At 43.1% G+C, this 18,145-nt stretch carries 8 protein-coding genes and 1 pseudogene; all 9 read right to left on the bottom strand.

What is annotated here, in order from left to right; all coding sequences use genetic code 11:
• Positions 1 to 1,498: ligand-binding sensor domain-containing protein (locus B2X72_RS24670; RefSeq protein WP_286851907.1), on the bottom strand; the 1,498-nt coding region annotated here is incomplete at its 3' end.
• Positions 1,499 to 1,728: 230 nt separating this feature from the next.
• Positions 1,729 to 2,631, bottom strand: a pseudogene (locus B2X72_RS24675) (ligand-binding sensor domain-containing protein); the annotation flags it as partial.
• Between the two features lie 62 nt (positions 2,632 to 2,693).
• Positions 2,694 to 5,321, bottom strand: a complete 2,628-nt coding sequence (locus B2X72_RS26570; protein ID WP_349681406.1) for a glycoside hydrolase family 88 protein — start codon at positions 5,319 to 5,321, stop codon at positions 2,694 to 2,696.
• 131 nt (positions 5,322 to 5,452) lie between these two features.
• Entirely contained in the window at positions 5,453 to 6,640 is a 1,188-nt protein-coding gene (locus B2X72_RS24685; RefSeq protein WP_286851911.1) for an alginate lyase family protein, read from the bottom strand.
• Between the two features lie 17 nt (positions 6,641 to 6,657).
• Positions 6,658 to 9,228: a glycoside hydrolase family 95 protein gene (locus tag B2X72_RS24690; protein ID WP_286851912.1), complete on the bottom strand. Its 2,571-nt coding sequence runs from the start codon at positions 9,226 to 9,228 to the stop codon at positions 6,658 to 6,660.
• 6 nt (positions 9,229 to 9,234) lie between these two features.
• Positions 9,235 to 11,706 (bottom strand): glycoside hydrolase family 2 TIM barrel-domain containing protein, encoded by a 2,472-nt coding sequence (locus tag B2X72_RS24695; RefSeq protein WP_286851913.1) that lies wholly within the window; start codon positions 11,704 to 11,706, stop codon positions 9,235 to 9,237.
• A 37-nt stretch (positions 11,707 to 11,743) separates the two neighbouring features.
• Positions 11,744 to 13,189 (bottom strand): alpha-L-fucosidase, encoded by a 1,446-nt coding sequence (locus B2X72_RS24700; RefSeq protein WP_286851915.1) that lies wholly within the window; start codon positions 13,187 to 13,189, stop codon positions 11,744 to 11,746.
• 24 nt (positions 13,190 to 13,213) lie between these two features.
• Positions 13,214 to 14,782, bottom strand: a complete 1,569-nt coding sequence (locus B2X72_RS24705) for a RagB/SusD family nutrient uptake outer membrane protein (protein ID WP_088160962.1) — start codon at positions 14,780 to 14,782, stop codon at positions 13,214 to 13,216.
• Between the two features lie 27 nt (positions 14,783 to 14,809).
• A complete protein-coding gene (locus tag B2X72_RS24710; protein WP_286851917.1) occupies positions 14,810 to 17,899 on the bottom strand; it encodes a SusC/RagA family TonB-linked outer membrane protein in 3,090 nt (1,029 codons plus the stop codon).
• Positions 17,900 to 18,145: the final 246 nt, after the last annotated feature.

Genomic DNA, 18,145 nt, shown 5'->3' on the forward strand with positions numbered 1-18,145 from the left:
GAATTAATGACAATGGCGTACGGAATTCATGGGAGATATTGGTAAAGAAATTCAGTTTTGCTTCATGAAGCTCCTCCTGTTTTTCCGAATCTATTTTCCGAATCAAAAGGTCTTGTTTCAATTTGTTTCTACCGTGGAAAAATCGGATAACCAAAAAACTGGCCGCAGCAAAAAGAAGAAAATAGCCGCTATAAGCCCACCATGTCCTCCATGGCGCTGGCAGCACTTTAATCTTCAAGACCGTTGCTTTTTCGTTCCATACCCCGTCGTTGTTGGCCCCTTTTACCCAAAGCTCGTAAGTACCGGGGTCTAAATTGGTATAAGTAGCCACGGGATTGCTCACATAATTCCAGTCTTGGTCAAAGCCTTTTAGATAATAAGCATATTGATTTTTCTCCGGATGAACATAATTCAATACACTGAATTCCAAACTAAAAACATTTTGATTGTGATCAAGAATTAATTCATCCATCATGGATATATCTTTAGGGATAACACCATCGAGGCCCGGAAGAACTGTTTTATTGAATAATTTCAACTCCGTAAACTGAATGGGGGGAATGTAATTATTGACACTTAAACTATCCGGATTAAATAGGGTGAAGCCCGAGAAGCTTCCAAAGGCAAGTTTTCCATCCCGCAACATTGCTGCTGCATTTTGAATATATTCGTTACCAGGGAGACCATCGATCTTCGTATAGGTTCGCACATGACCAGATAGGGGATCGAAACAAGAAATCCCCGTATTTGTGCTCAACCACAATTTGTTTTTCAGATCACTTAGAATAGCAAAAACATTGTTGATCGGTAATCCGTTTCGCTCATTAAACCTTTTGAACGCTTTCTTCTCTGGAAGATAAAGATTCAGCCCGCCCATATACGTACCGATCCAAATATGTCCTTTCCGATCTTCATGGATACTCACAATATCATTTCCGCTAATTGAAAGGGAATCTTTCTTGTCATTTAGAAAGGAAACAAATTTATTGGTCCCCGCTAATTTTAGATTTAAACCATTTGAAGTACCAATCCAAAGATTACCTTTTGAATCCTCTAGTAAAGTGCGCACCATATTGGAACTCAACTGCTTTCTGGCAACATCAAATGTCTGGAAAGTTCCTGCTTTCTGGTTTTTACGAAGTACCTGTAGTCCTCCGCCGAAAGTACCAATCCAAATATCGCCATTACGATCCTCTAAGATCGCATACACATTATTATTTGCCAGGCCATTACTTACATTGGGATCGAAACGAAAATGTTCATAGCCTTGCTGCCCCTTTCGTCTTAAATTCAACCCACCATCATAAGTACCCACCCATAAATTCCCTTCCTTATCCAAACAGATAGACTTCACATTATTATGACTTAGGCCATTCAGGTTATTTTTATCGTGACGTTCACTAAAAAAAGAATTCGTACGCCGATTAAAATAATTCAGTCCGCCCCCCTCAGTTCCAATCACCAGTTCTCCCATAGCATTTTCAACAAATGCACTCACCACATTGTAACTTAGGCTATTGCGTTTAGATTGATGGGTGAAATTCTGAAAATTAGGAATATCCTTGTCATAAATATTAATCCCTCCAAAGTAGGTTCCAATCCAAATAGATCCCCGCTTATCTTGAAATATAGGGCGAATGGAATATTGCTTAAGCTATTGGGATTTCCGTCGTCTGCCTGGATAAAAAGTAATTTTCCGTTTTGATAAACATATAGGCCATTGAATGTTCCAATCCAAATCTTTCCATCATCTGTTTTTTTTAAGGACCGCACATCTTGATTGGCCAAACCTGTATGATTGCCCTCTTCGGTTAACGAGGATATTTCGTCTGTATTCTCATTGATAATCCGAATACCATTATATTTTGTACCTACCCAAAATATACCTGGACTAACCTCCAAAACCGCCTGAAACCGTTGATTAATCTTATTATTTACCGATTTCTCTTTGAAGTAAGTCCTTAGCACCTTTAAGCTATTTCCATCTTTCGATGCGGCTTGCATGAGTACAATGGCATCATCGGTACAAAACCATAATCGCTTGCGGCGATCCTCATACATGGTTCGAAAATTACGATAGTATTCTTTTCCCTGGCTTCTTTCAACGGTAATCTCATTGAAGACCAATTCCGCTTCAGGATGCCGGCCCTCTTTAATCTTGTACAAGCCTATATTTGTCGCAATCCAAATCTTACCGTTGGAATCCTGAAAAATCTGGTGAACGTTGACATCCATTTTCCCACTGCTGCTCTCTACCGTAGGTAATGGTATACGGATAAAATTGTCTGATTCTCGATTGTATAAGTTCAGACCTGTCATTGTCCCTATCCAAAGCCGCCTTTTGTTATCTTCCGTAATCGCTTGAATAAAGTTGTGCTCTAAGGAAAGGCTATCTTGCGGATTACTGCGATAAATCGTAAACTTTCGGGCGTCGTATTTATTTAAGCCATCACGGGTGCCGATCCACATAAAACCCAAGTGATCTTGGGCTATAGCGAAAACACTGCCTTGAGACAAACCTTCGTTGACATCCAAGTGTAAAAAACGATAGTTTTTTTCCTGCGCATGCAAAACAGAAATTAAAGCTAACACACAGCAAAAACAGCGCATAAAAACACGTAATGGCATCATAAGGTATATAATTGAAATGGATGATAAAAATAATCATTCCATTGAATAAATACGAACAAGAATCACTTTAATCGATCTTTTAATTGTTGCTCATAAAGTGAGCCGATCGACATTATGCTGTTTTGATTTTCCCAGTAACCAGCATTTCTATTTTTCAATCTTCCAGCTACCTTTTCTCCCTTTACTCCTATGGCAAAATTTTGTCCGGAAGCCCAGGGCTGTTGTACTGCAGCACTTTTGACCGTACAATTCCATAAGACTTGTGTCACCCCAGCCCAGCCATGTCCACTTCCCCAGTTACCCCGGTCTTGAACATTAATTTCACCATCCGTTACGATTTGATCGTATAAGGTTCCAACAGCCCATCGATGATGCGGACCGATATCCGCATGTGTTCGCTCCGCGCTAGAAAGGCTAAAAACGTTTGGACCGAGGGTCCTAGCCCCTGTTACGTAATCATGGCGTCCTTCCGTGGTATAAAGTTCTTTAAATAAATTAAGCTGACCGTCATTATTGAATGAATACCTTCGGCCACCTGTAATTTGAGATTTTCCATCCAGACACCGCGACTTCATTACTGTAATCTGTTTGGCAAAAGCGCCAAGGCTCACCGCTGCATAACCAAAATAACGCGCGGTGATATTGCGCACCCAACCATTCGCTATTTTATCCATATCAATTGCGATCCAGCCGTGGTTTTCGTCTCCATCACTTACAAAATCGGATTCGAAACGTATATTTTCGATTCCAACTTCACTTATACGTCCGTCAAAGGTGTAAGGAATGACAGCCACTTTTCCATACCTCGGATCAATCGCCATCACCAAGGGATTATCAAAAAATACAGAGTCACCTTTAATGGCCAAAATAGTACGTTCAAAATTTAGCTTATATTCCCGCGCGGTCCACTGTTTCGTCCCTTCTCTCTTTTCAATTTGGTTCATTCGAAGCGCTTCGATCCAGGCGTCGTTCATCTCATATGAGAGCAGTACCTGCTCGCCCACTTTCCTTTCCTTCGCATGATCGATTAGGACATATTTAGCCCCTACAGGTCCATATCTATTCTTAACAAACTGTTCTCTAGCCTGGTCTACTGAATAACTACCTGTACCCGAAATCTTCAATAAGCTCCGTTGGTGCGGACCTGTGGCTTTAAGCAGGGTTTGCCCTATAGCATCGCCCTCCCCTCTCAACACGACACCGCTGGCATGAATTTCCAGGCTTCCAGGTATATTGTACTGGCCTTTTTTCAGCAAAATAGCACCTCTATAACCGTTTTTATCAAGTGGTTTTGCAGATACAGCATCGATAGCCTGCTGTATAATTTCTTGATCATCGCCATTTACGCTGGGTTTTACAGTAATCACAACAGGAACATTGGGCAGCTTTTGATCACCTTGATGATAGCCCACATGGCTAAAGTCGGGGATTACATTTCCCTGTGCATCTGGAAAATAGATCAATTGTCCCGCTGGATTTTTCCGGACCAGATCCGATTGAACTTTTCCTGAAAGTAGATCTTCTTGCCGATGCAGTGCTTCCAAAAAGTAATAATCTGCATAACTCAAGGGTTTATCCACTTCAGTATTGGAAGGTTTCGATCCTGTACTGTGTAATAATATAAAACCTCTACTTTTATTTGGTGGCGACATGTAATTGTCTATCAGGTTCGCCAATATGGTCTGTGCTTTTGCACGATAATCTTTCCCTTGGTTGCTATACATGCTTAATTCCAACAGCCCCGACGCTATGACTGTCGCTGCCGACACATCCCGTGGTTCATTTGGAATATTAGGCGCATCGAAATCCCAGTAAGGGATCAAATCTTTCGGCATATTGGGATGTGCAAACAGCCACTGCGCAACTTTTTCGGCTTGCTGCAGATATTTCGGATCTCCTGTTTCTCTGTAACACATCGTATAGCCATACAGTGCCCAGGCCTCTCCCCGCGACCATGTCGATTCATCACTTAAGCCCTGATGGGTGTTTTTATGCTGTACAGCTCCTGTTTTCGGATTGTAGTCTATTACATGATAGGTGCTATAATCTGGCCTAAAATGATTTTTTAGCGTTGTATTGGCGTGGCTCACCGCAATATGATAATAAGTAGAATCTCCAGTGAGTTTGGTTGCTTCAAACAGCAATTCTAGATTGAGCATATTATCGATGATGACCGGAAAATCCCAGCGATGACTATTGTGATCCCACGAACGTATACAGCCGACTGTCGGATTGAAGCGGGTTGCCAGCGTTTTGGCTGCCTGAACAAGCACCTCCCGGTACTGTGGATTTGCGGTTAACCGATAACCGTTTCCTACACTACAGTAGACCTTAAAGCCCATGTCATGGGTCTTTCCATTAAATTGCTCCGCTTCGATCGACCTTGTCGTTTCTGAAGCAAGATCCCTCCATTTTTGTTTTCCCGATTTTTCGTAGAGATACCACAGGACGCCAGGAAAAAAACCACTGGTCCAGTCCCCCCTTTTCACGGCAACCAGTTCGTTATCTGAGGAAAGCGTACGTGGCGATACCAAGGATGAATCACTTTTTTTCAAGAGCTGCAATTCTTTATAAAGTAGCTGAGCTTGTTGATCTGCAAGCCCCCAAGCTTTTTGCAGCTGCTTTGTGCTCTGTGCCTCAACATGTTGAAAAGCGCATAAAATTCCGGTCAAAAATAGTGCTTTGGCCACGGATGGCCTTTTTAAATTTCGAAAGCACAAAAAGAGGGCATATCTTCGCAAAGACGTAGCATTAACATTCATGTTATCTGTAGGTTTTTAAGGTGAAATGGTTAAGTTATTTTATAAGGGGGCTAGGAAAATCAAAGCCATATAATTGGGTTGCGAATGGGTAAATTTCGAATAACCTCTTCTTGTTCGGGTGCATGATCAAGCTTTTCCCAAAGCTGCAGATAGTCTTTATTCTGGAAAGCCACTGCCGAAAAGACAAGTGCCGGATGTGCAATTGGCCATTGATCCCAATACATGACATCTTTCTGATAAGGCCATTTTTCTTTAGCTGCGATATAGGGGGCCATAAAATCAATCCCCGTTTTTATGGTCCGCCCATCAGACAATGAATACTGCCAAAGGGAGGTATTGGTCTTGGACAAAATCTGGCAGATCATGGTCATCGCATCCAGATTAAACAACGCGTATCCATAAGGTTTTGTCCGCTGCAATTCTCTCGGGAAGCTTCCATTAGCTTCCATTTGATTCGGCAGCAGCACATGCGCATAACGATCTGCACATGTATTGAGTAATACAGTATCTTGCACTAAACTCGAAAATGCGGCTACCTGCATCACCCAACATGTACCATGGTTGTTGGCGGCATTCATTTCATCGATTCCATATTGATGCGTTGTAAGCCAGCGTAAATAAGCCGCAAACCAACGATGTATGGCATCCTTGGCTGCCTGTGGAAAATTGGGGTCATTTTCAAATATCTTTACGCCCTGTGCAACTTCCATCAGATGAATGGTATCAATAATACCTATTCCGCGCCCTGTAAAACGCCCTTGTATAGCCTGTGCATAAAGAAGATTCGGATTCATCATCGTTTCTGCATCAACGAACCAAGCCTTTAAATGACGAAGTGCCTGCTGTACATATTTTTTATCCGGATTCAAACGATAGGCTGAGGCCAGTGCACCCACGATTCGGCTGAAGCGGATCATTGCTTTACGATGTTCAACGAAATTGGCCGGATTAGTCATCCCATCCCGTTGGATATAGGGCGCAGCTGGATCTTTGGGATCGGGCCACCAATAATCGCCTTCAGAATAAAAATCATGAATACCCCCGGCACTCCGGACCGCGCTATATGCTGTCACAGTCAATGGCTTCTGCTTCATCGCCCATTTGGACTGCTTTAGGATAACAGGACGCAGCGTCTGGATGATCTCCTGCTCAAAAACACCTTTCTTAATTTCTGCCTTCAAAAATAAGGGGGAAATTGCGACCCCAAGAAGACAGCCCATAATGCGAACAATTGATTTAGATTTCATTTTTCCTGGATTTTGATTTATAGCGGAACAATACGATACCGTTTACCTTTTATCGTCTCAAATTGAACTTCGAACGTTTTCGTAGCTGCTAACGACGGCAATTTGGACGGATCAGCGATCGTATACGGTAGTTGTTCCGGTTTATATAATAGCGTGTTGTCTGTGACGGCGGCCTGATTTGATTCGATGCCGACAACTTTAACAGGTAAAGGTGTACGCAAACGACAAACACCTCCAATATTGGATACGATCATTGCTTCGGTCAATACGTTATTTTTCCAGGCAATGTCTACGGTAAAGTTTCCCCTGGCCTTAATTCCTTTAATCGTCCCAGCAGACCATTCATCAGGTAGAGCCGGCAATAAATGAACAGCACCATCGTGACTTTGCAGCAACATTTCAGTCATTCCGGCCGTAGCACCAAAATTACCGTCAATTTGAAAAGGTGGGTGTGCATCAAATAAATTCGGATAAGCTCCACCACCGCTCATCTGAGCACGATCCAATTTAGGATCGATAAAATTTAAGGCATCCTTGAGGATTTTATAGGCATGATTTCCATCCTGAAGCCTCGCCCACCAATTTGTCTTCCAGGCCATCGACCAGCCGGTACTGACATCGCCCCTTAAAAGCAATGAACGCTTGGCGGCCGCAGCCAAAGCCTTGTTTTCCGCAAGGCTGATCTGATTGCCCGGGTATAAACCAAATAAGTGGGAAATATGCCGATGCTGATCTTTTGGATCATCCCAATCTTTAAACCACTCTTGTAATTGTCCATATTGGCCCACCTGATAGGGATAAAGCTTTTCCTTCGCTTCTTCTAGAGCCGATTTAAATTCAGGATCAATACCCAATATCGTACATGAACGAATAACAGCTGTAAAAAGCTCACGAATGATCGCCATATCCATGGTAGAGGCCATAGTCAATTGATATTCTTTACCTGCTATTTTAATTGTATTTTCAGGTGAAGTGGAAGGATTGGTCACGAGATATTTACTTCCAGGATCAGCAATCAGCCATTGCAGCATAAATTGGGCCGCCCCTTTCATCAATGGGTAGGCCTTCTCCTTCAAGAAAGTTTTGTCACCCGTAAAACGATAGTGTTCCCATAGATGTGTGCTCAACCAGGCACCTGCCATAGGCCATGCCGACCAGCGTGGCATTCCTTTGGGGTCCCAATCATATCCGCCCGGAGGGGAAGTTTTGGCCCATAGATCGGAATTATGATGCACAACCCAGCCCTTATCGATATGATAATTTACCGATGCTGTTTTAGCCCCGTTGATCGCCAGCTCATCCATAAAATCAAACAAAGGCTGATGACATTCTGCAAGATTGGTATTTTCCGCAAGCCAATAATTCATTTCTGTATTGATATTGGTCGTATAATTACTTCCCCACGGTGGCTGCACATGATCATTCCAGATCCCCTGTAAATTTGCAGGCCTTCCTCCTTGTCTGGAACTGGCAATCAATAAGTAGCGTCCAAAATGATAATACAGCGTCAGAAGTCCCAAATCGGCCGGTCCTTTGGAAAACTGCATGACACGCTGGTCTGTAGGTAATTTATCATGTGCAGAAGTACCGGTCAGCGCAAAGGCTACACGATTGAATAGCGTTTGATAATCCCTTTGATGGTTTGCAAGTAAGGTATGAAAATTCTTTTTGGAGACCGTATTCATGCGTTTTTTTGCGAGCAGCGTGGCATCTTTACCTTCCTGACTCGGAGACTTATCAAAACCGTTAAAGCTTGTCGCTTCTGTCAAAAATAAAATCACCTCATCTGCGCCTATAATTTTAAGCTTATCCTGCTCTTTTTTCACCACACCACCGGTAGTTTTTACACTGACCTGCATCGCAAAGGTCATCCCTTTTCCGCCAACACTATCGTACAGCACCTGTTGAGGTTCATAATCCCTATTGGCGACAAAACTCGGCGCCTTACCCTGAAGGGTCAGTTGATTATCCCCTTGGATCGAAACGCTATATCGGAGCTTACTGGTCAAGGAAAGATCCAAGGTAATTGATTTTTTCTTGTCCGCTTTCAATCGAACCACCAATGCTTTATCCGGAAAGCTGACAAAACTTTCCCTTTGGTATCGAACACCTTGATACGAATAACTCACCTGATTGATCGCTCGTTCAAGATCCAGCTCCCGTTTATAATCTTTGACCTTTTTTTCGTCCTGATGAAAGTCCAACCATAAATCGCCCATGGGTAGATACCGAGCAGAATAAGGTCCTTGCATTTTCTTCCAAAGAACTGCTGCCTCTTCATATTTTCCAGCAAAGATGGCTTGGCGCACCTGGGGTAAAACCTGCGGGCCGTTTGGAATATTGCCCGCATCGGGTTCACCCGACCACAGCGTATTATCGTTAATTTGAAACCTATCTTTATTTAGCCCTCCAAAGACCATCGCTCCTGTTGTGCCATTTCCAAGTGGCAGTGCTTCTTCCCACAGTGAGGCCGGCTGATTATACCAAAGCTTCAGCTGCGGCGAATTGCTTTGTGCACGGCATGGAGCAATCGTCCCCAGGAGGCCGAGCAGTAAAAAGAAGTTCAAATGATTCGTTGCTTTTAACATCTTGTACTATTTTTCTATTGTTAACAAGGTACTCTTTGATCCTTCCATCCGGCCTGATACCACGGCTCTTCCCGAAGGCAGTCGAAGTTTAATCAATGCACGACCATTGTAGGCCTGTACTTTTTTCGACCCCGTAGAAGTGCCTTGATCGACGATCAACTGACCATCGCCGGTTGAACCAAAATAGATCCAGTCCTTTGCATCGAGACAGGGGGTATTGGTATCGTCCACAATTTGGGCTTGCACAGTGATTACTTCGCCTTCCGCAGCAATCTGTTCGACAAGTAATTTGGCAGGTTTACCCCATTTTTTTGTCTGATACTGCTGTTCAATTTCATCCACTAGAATTTCCCGTCCGTTTTTCGCGACAGCTTTAATCTGATTGTTTCCTTCGTTCAGTTTCACCATCCAGCGCAAACCTGCCGCTGGAAAATCTTGGCTATTCCTTTTCTTTAATCCTTGACTTTCTCCATTGACAAAAAGCTCAACCTCACTGGCATTGGAATATACCTTTATCATTTTCGACTCCTCTTTTTCACCCCAACGGATCGGCCAAGTATGGCCATAAATATGCAGCATTGGTTTCGCTGTCCAATACGACTGGAATACGTAGTACGATTCTTTTTTGGTAAAATCCCGTTCAACAACACCCTTCTGATTGACATAAGGCACAGGATTGTCTGGTCGGACCGGAGTTGAAAAATCTTTAAATGGCCAATAGGCTGTTCCCGTGAGCCAAGGCATTGTTTCTTGTTCCTTTAAGTGCCAATCGATGAGATTACAGATGTAGCTTTCACTCCAATCGCCATCTTTAGAAACCCGTGCTGCACCACCAATGAGCGACGCATCGCCTGCCCGTTCATCTGTTGTGCCATCACCTTTGATTTTAGCTAAAGCGCGATCAGGGTCTTCTGCATGTCGTCTTGCATGACTATCCCCGCCCCACTCCACATGAAGGAAATGTTTTACCTTTTTCATTTCTTCTTCGGACGCTGTTTTATAGTCGGTATAAACACCTCTATACCAACCCGCCCAAATGGAGGGCGAATAAACATCAACAATATCTTTACAGAAATCACAACGTCGTATTGCTGTTTTCCGACTCGGGTCCAATTGATGAGCTAAATCATTGAGTTCACTCATATAAGCCCTTATCTTTGCCTGATCAAACTCCGTAAAATCACCAGGCCAATCATTTTCATTACCAAGCCCCCAGATAATGACCGATGGATGATTATAATGCTGTTCAATCATATGGGTTAACATCCGTTTTCCCTGAAGTTGATAGACCTCACCACCTAATCCACCTCTGCACCATGGAATCTCTTCCCAAACCAAAATGCCCAGACTATCACAGGCCTCAAGCACTTTACGACTCTGCTGATAATGTCCCAAGCGTATAAAGTTTACGCCCATCTCTTTCATCAGGGTCATCTCTTGTAGAATCTGATCGTCAGTCATTGCTGCAGCAACGCCGGCATGGTCTTCATGACGATGGGTACCACGAAGCAAAAGCCTTTTCCCGTTCAGCAGAAAAGGACCTTTTTCTTTAAACGCTACATGTCTAAAGCCAAAGACACTCTCTTCTTTAAATACTTGTCCATTGCTTTTGATTGTCGTAACTAAACGGTATAAAGCCGGTTGATCAGGACTCCAAAGCTGTGGCTTCTTGACCAGGAATTGTCCAAATTCAAGATTCAACGTCCCCCTATTTACCTGTGGTTGCTGGGTTTGCACGATTTTTCCAGCAGGGTCATAGAGCTGCGTTTCGACTTCAAAATTTGTCTGAGCCGAAAATGGCATCAACCGTCCGCGGACGTTGACCACTCCCTGCTTACCATCGGCCCCTACTGACGCCTCAACAAACACACGCTCCAAAGCTGTCTGCGGAACATATTTCAGGTTTAGATGTCTGTAAATACCTCCATAGACGTTAAAATCAGACAGATCAGAAGGGATCATTTCGAGATCACGTGAATTATCCACACGAATTGAAAGCGGTATTTTGCCCTTAAACTGTTTTTTAAAAGCGGCTGTTTTTTTTAACTTTTCAACGGCATCTGTAATGTCCACAGTCCATTCGTCGTATCCGCCAACGTGCTCCCCAACTTTATTTGTATGGATATAAACAGCTGTCTTTTGTCCGGCTCCTTCAAAATGAAGAAGGGTGTGACCATTTAAATAGGGGTTATCGATCTCCAGCGATTTTCTGTACCAGCTTGGCCCCTGATAATAATTTATAGCTGGATCAACAGCGTCCAGCGCATTATAACAGTGCGGCAGATTTATCTGCTCCCAAAGTGGAACAGACTCGGGATTACCGGCTCCCACCGGTCTTACAGCTTCCCAGATTCCCCCCAGATCGCTCTTTAAGAAATCCCAGCCTTGATCAATCCGCTTAACTTCCTGAGCGTGGAGCTGAGCAACTCCAAAAGTCAACAACAACGCAATTATTTTATTCAATCTACTTTTCTTCATTATGCTATTTTAGTATCTGCTTTTCATCTTATCGGCCTTACTCGTCCAAAGCCCCAGTTTTCATGTTTTTTGCTCCGGCCCCTTTTTCGCGCTTAAATTTGCCAGCCACTTCAATCTTAATCACTGTAGCAACAGCATCAATGGTCTGCTCAGGCACGGCAATCTGAATACCATTGGCATTCGATTTTACATTTAACACTTGATTATTGGCTAAAAGACTAGCTTTTAAAACTTTATTTTCAATCGGAAGTTCAACTATGCCATTTTTTGGCCAGTCAAATACGGAGACATACAAATAAGTCCGCTTTCCATCTTCCTTCATGGTACATCTCCCCCATTCAAATGGCTGTAAAGGACTACTCTTGGTCGCGTAGACTGCTTCACTATTGGCTTTCATCCATTTGCCAATTACAGCCAAACGTTCTATACTCTCCTGTGGAAAGGATCCATCGGGTTTTGGACCAACGTTCAACAAGTAATTTCCACCTTTGGAAGCAATATCAACGAGATTGCGGATCAAGGTTTCGGCAGACTTCCATTTATGATCCGATGTGCGGTAGCCCCAAGTGCCATTCATGGTCATACAAGTTTCCCAATGCTTGCCTTCAAGTTCACTCCAATCTGGAATTTTTTGCTCCGGCGTTTTGGTATCGCCAGGGAAATTAGGCCGTTTCAATCGATCATTTGTGATAATATTGGGTTGTAATGCCAATTGGTCCTGAAGCATATTTGCGGCTTCGTCGGTCATATTGGTTGGTGTATCCCACCATAGCACAGCAATATCCCCATAGTTACTCAACAATTCTTTGACCTGAGGCACAGATACGTTTTTGATATAGTCACTAAAACTCGCTGTTTCTTGTTTGGGATCCCAATGGCCATGATGTGCTAGTGTGTAATCATCTATGCGGGTTGAATCTGGATTAGGCCAGCCTTCTCGCATTAATTTACGAGCAGCCGATCCACCAGGGTTATTCCAATCCTGTGCCTGTGAGTAATAAAAGCCAAGTTTCAGGCCATATTTTCGGCAGGCTTCGGCCAAAGGTTTCAAAACATCTTTACCGTAGGGCGTCGCATCCACCATATTCCACTTACTCGCTGTTGTTTCAAAGAGCGCAAAACCATCGTGGTGTTTGGCCGTGATAATCAAATATTTCATCCCGGCATCTTTCGCCATGCGTACCCATTCGTCTGCATTATACTGTGTGGGATTAAATTGTTTTGCCATCGCCTGATATTCATCAACCGGAATTTTAGAGCGGTTCATAATCCATTCTGCTCCACCACGTGCCTGTTCGTGCCCCTTATAAACACCGCCAAACTGCGCATATACTCCCCAATGGATAAACATGCCAAACCGGGCTTCCTCCCACCATTTCATGCGTACACTATCGGGCAAGCGGTTCACTTGCCCAGTCAATGATCCCCTACCTATCACCATGATGAGGACAATTGACAAGAACATATTATATATAGCTTTCATACCTGAATTTTTCTTTTTCTTAATTTAGAAACCTGGTGTTTGCTTAAAATTGTCATTGCCTAAACTTTTGGCCATATCTACCTCAGATTGAGGTACTGGCCATAAGGTATCTCTTGCCATGAATAACCGTGAAGCTCCATCGGGATCCTTGGTTTTATCCATCACCTCTTTGATCATCCCCCAGCGTTTCAGGTCAAAATAACGTTGCCCTTCCAAAGCCAATTCAATCCTCCGTTCATGACGGATAATATCGCGGAATTCATTTTTTGTCAAGGAACCGCTAAACTCTAAGAGCGGCATTTTCACATCAGCCCTGGATCTTACCTTATTCAACGCGTCTACAGCTGTCTGATCAGGCCCGGCACTTTCATTTTTCGCTTCTGCGTACATCAATAAAATATCTGCATAACGTAAGAATACCCAATCCTGATCACTTTGTGTCGCGTAACTGGTTGGCCATTTCGATTCGTTGATATATTTTCTCGGTAAAAAACCACCCAAAACCCCTTCGGCAACCGGATCAAAAGCTGAAGATGCAGTGGTACCTCTCCATACACCGCGGTACATGATTGTCGACTTCAACCGTGGATCTCTATTTTCGTAAGGATTTTTAGCATCGTAAACCGTCGATTCCTTAATATCTTTTCCATCGATGGCATAATAAGAATCCACCAGATACCCCAACGGTTGTATTGTCTTCAGATAAGAATACATCATATCTGCTGGGCTATACATATTGGGCGGTAAAAATCGAGCGGAGAACATGATTTCGGGATTGTTATTTTGTCCAGGTTTTCGGAACAGATCACGGTAACCACCCTGATAGATCGAAAACTTGTTTTCATCCATAACAATCTTCGCTGTTGCCGCTGCCTCGGCCCATTTTTTTGCAGTCAACAACACCTTTGTTTTGTAGCCTAATGCAGCTCCCCTCACAGCATGCCCCTTATATCCTGTATTTGGCAGTTTTTCACTCGCGTAATCTAAATCTGCTAAAATCGCTTCGATAACGTTGGTTTTAGGTGTTCTACCCAACCGAATACTCGCATCGTCCATACCTAGGGGTTCTAAAGTCAATGGCACATCACCGTACAGATTGGTCAACAAAAAGTAGTAATGGGCCCGGATAAAACGAGCCTCTGCTTTATATCGGTCACGGTCCTGCTGGCTCATGCTTGTAATGCGGTCAATATTGGCAATCAATTTATTACATGCAGCAATGGCCTGATACGAAATCTCATACCCCTCAGATTGCATTCCGCCGGTTGTTGAGGAGATTCCGGATCGCGAAATAATATTGAAGTTATTGGAGGTACTGGACACAAAGGCATCGTCTGAAAGCCCATCCCAAAACATACTTGCTCCCCCCCAACCACCGCGTGCATTGGATGAAGACGTCGAATTGTATCCCCGGCAAAGAAATTCATAACAGCCCGATAGTGCCAAATCAGCATCAGTCTGCGTTTTCCAAAAGGTTGATTCCGAAATTTTATCCGTTGGGTTTTTATTTAAAAAATCTTTTGTACAACTACCTAGTGAAGCTAGGGTAGCTAAGCTTAGGTATAGATATGTTTTTTTTACGCTATTTTTCATCTTTATTTTTTTTTAGTTACCACTAGATTAGAATGTGATGCTCGCTCCAAATGCGAATACTTTATTCTGAGGATGAGTCACATAACGTCCTGATGTTGCACCACCACTTGATGAAACGCCACGTTCGGGATCTAAACCGGGGAACTTGGAGAATGTGACCAGGTTATCCGCCGCAAAATAGATGCGAAGGCCAGAAATACCAGCTTTGGACAAGGTGCTCTGTGGAATAGAATAGCCTACCTGAATATTTTTAAGACGCAGGAACGATCCATCTTTTAAAAAGAAAGTCGACGCAGTCCGTACGTTATTTGCGGCAGGGGTATTTTCAGCACCGACTATTGGAAGCGATGCATTGGGGTTTTCTGGAGTCCAAGCATCCATCCAGTCGCGGGTGAATGTACCACCTTGCCTGAAAGGAACTATTCCCCACTCACTTACAAATATTTTTTGTCCCTGAGAACCGAAGAAAAAGGCTGTAAAATCAAAATTCTTCCAAACAGCCGTCGCGTTAAAGGAATAATCGAAATCTGGATAAGCGCCCGGCACGACAATACGATCATTATTGTCCACAACTTTATCGCCATTTACATCGGCAAATTTCAGATAACCCGGTTGCGCCGGAATCTGTTGCACCGGAGAGGCTGCCACCTCTTCCTTCGAACGGAATATACCCGTGTTCTCCAAAAGATAAAAACTACCATAAGGTAAACCTTCTCGGATAATGGTATTGCCCGAGATACGTTCGGCTCCATATTTCATCACCTTATTGCGATTGGCCTGAATATTTCCATTGAGGGTCAGCGATACCTCTCCAATTTTATCACGGTACTGAAGACCGAGTTCTATACCTCTGTTACGCAATTCACCATAATTGACGGTCGGTGCAGTCAGCCCAATATAAGAAGGGAAAGCCGTAGATGCGGATAAAATATCTGATGTTACTTTGTTATACCAATCGAAAGAAGCGGTCAATTTGTTGTTCCATAGCCCGAAGTCCACACCGAAATCCAGGACTTTGGTACTCTCCCATTTGATCCTGCCATTAGCCATAGCTACCTGACGAGCCCCCTGTTGGAGTGTTTCATCAAAAGGATAAGCAAAAGAAGAATTGTAAACAATCTGATAAGGATAGTTACCAATATTCTGATTACCCAGTGTTCCAATAGAGGCTCTTAATTTTAGTTCATTAACAACTTCTTTCAATTTAGGCCCATAAAACGTCTCGTCCGAAACTTTCCAGCCTCCGGATAATGAAGGGAAAAATGCCCATTTTCTATTTTCAGGAAAACGTGAAGAGGCGTCGTAACGCGCATTACCTTCAAGTAGATACTTGCCTTTGTAGTCGTAGTTTAATCGACCATAGTAAGACCTCAATGACCACTCATTGGTTACACCGCTATTAGACTGTTGGCCAGCTCCGCCACCATCAAGCTCAAGCAAATCATTGTTGGGAAATTGCAACCTACTTCCGAACAATTTTTGTGTTTTATTATATTCTGCCTGGGTTCCTGCCAGTACTTTCATGTTATGATTTCCAAAAGACTTATCGTAAGTCAATTGTGTATAACCCACCGGGTACACATTGTTGTCGTCCGTTACTTCTAGCCCTTGACCACCCACATCAAGTTGTCTGGCGGGTAGATCATCGGGTTTGGCGAACCACATGTATTGATTAATCACAGGTTTGTTTGTATAGTTTTTTGTAAAGCCATACGTCAATCCGCCGCTAGTCTTCCAATCCAGCCCATCCAATATTTTCACATTTAAAAAAATATTGCCTTGCATAAAATAATTGTTCAGTCTTGTAAATGCATTTTCAGCAACTGCAACAGGGTTTTTATTTGGAGACTGAAAAGGATATGCCCTGGACGTATAACGACCACTACCATCTGGTAATACAGGTCCATAAAGTGGTGATTGACTAATGGTAGACAAAAACTGATCTTCACTACCATTTCTAGGGTATTTCCGATCGCCATAATTCAAGGTAATGCTTGAACCAAAACTTATCCGTTCATTGATTTTAGAGCCTAGGTTAAGCTGTAGATTATACTTTTTAAAAGAAGTCCCGATCATAATATCAGGCTGATTGACGTAGCCCAAAATAACGTTGTAATTTGTTCCTCCGGCACCACCGCTTAAGCTTAAATTGTGCGTCTGTACCGGGACTGTTCTAAAGACAGCATCCAACCAGTTAAAATCGGGATATAATTTTTTATCTGTTGCATTTTTGTAGGCATCAATCATCTCCTGGCTAAAAGAAGCATTTGGATTTGTGACACCAGAGTTTTTATTTGCCTGATTATACAGGTTCATATAATCAACGGAATTATACACGAGGTCTGGAAGAGCTGAGGCTTTGGTAATTCCAACATTATAATCGTAGCTCAGTTGTGTTTTTCCAGCTTTACCCTGTTTTGTCGTTACGAGAATAACTCCATTTGCTGCTCTTGCCCCATAGATAGCAGCCGATGCAGCATCTTTTAATACAGTGATATTCTCGATTGCTTGAGGATTTAAATTTTCCAAACTCCCGGGGATACCATCTACGATAACCAGTGGAGCGGAAGAGGCACCATAGGAACCCAATCCACGTACCTGGAGATTCACATTCTCATTCCCCGCTTCTCCTGATCCTTGCGTAACACGAAGGCCGGGCATGCGACCTTGAAGTAATTGCGTTGGATTTGTAGCGATACGTTTGTTAAGCACCTTTCCATCGACAGCAGCAACAGCACCGGTTAAATTGCTTTTTTTCTGGGTACCATAGCCTACGACAACCACTTCATCAATCAGGCTACTGGACTCCTGGAGAACGAGATTAATGTGATCTTTCTTATTGACCTGGACTTCAGCCTTCTCTTTGCCTACCAGCGAAAATATCAGGACATCAATATCTCGCGCAAGAATTTGATAATTGCCGGCCCCATCGGTTACAGTGCCGTTTTTCACCCCCTTTATCTGTACTGTAACCCCCGCAAGAGGCTCGCCTGTTGAGGAGCTTACTTTTCCGGAGATCTTTATTTGCGATTGGGCAAGCACCACTGGTGCAGACATGCTCATCAACGAAAATAAAAGTAACCCCTTCCCTACCGTTTTGGTTATCGGTGTTATCATAGTTGTTTTGGTTTATTTGGTTATTTAACGAAGTAAATGAACTCAAATATCAAAAATCGTTCACAGCAAAAGGAGTATTTTTTGTTCAAATAGGTGGAATAAATAGCTTCATTCCTGATTTTCAACACGATTAAATGGTTCCATCGGTTCAGCTCCAAAATAAGAAGGAGATCTGTCGGAGCTCCCAGAACTCCGTACGCCGAGGGAGATTATCAATTCTGCGATAAAATCGATATATTGTCCCCA

It is taken from the genome of Sphingobacterium sp. UBA7253 (genome assembly GCF_002472745.1).
Classification (GTDB): Bacteria; Bacteroidota; Bacteroidia; order Sphingobacteriales; family Sphingobacteriaceae; genus Sphingobacterium; species Sphingobacterium siyangense.

Excerpts from the sequence above, each read along its gene's own strand:
- B2X72_RS24685 (WP_286851911.1), bottom strand. The coding sequence starts at position 6,640 with ATGAAATCTAAATCAATTGTTCGCATTATGGGCTGTCTTCTTGGGGTC.
- B2X72_RS24690 (WP_286851912.1), bottom strand. The coding sequence starts at position 9,228 with ATGTTAAAAGCAACGAATCATTTGAACTTCTTTTTACTGCTCGGCCTC.
- B2X72_RS24695 (WP_286851913.1), bottom strand. The coding sequence starts at position 11,706 with ATGAAGAAAAGTAGATTGAATAAAATAATTGCGTTGTTGTTGACTTTT.
- B2X72_RS24700 (WP_286851915.1), bottom strand. The coding sequence starts at position 13,189 with ATGAAAGCTATATATAATATGTTCTTGTCAATTGTCCTCATCATGGTG.
- B2X72_RS24705 (WP_088160962.1), bottom strand. The coding sequence starts at position 14,782 with ATGAAAAATAGCGTAAAAAAAACATATCTATACCTAAGCTTAGCTACC.
- B2X72_RS24710 (WP_286851917.1), bottom strand. The coding sequence starts at position 17,899 with ATGATAACACCGATAACCAAAACGGTAGGGAAGGGGTTACTTTTATTT.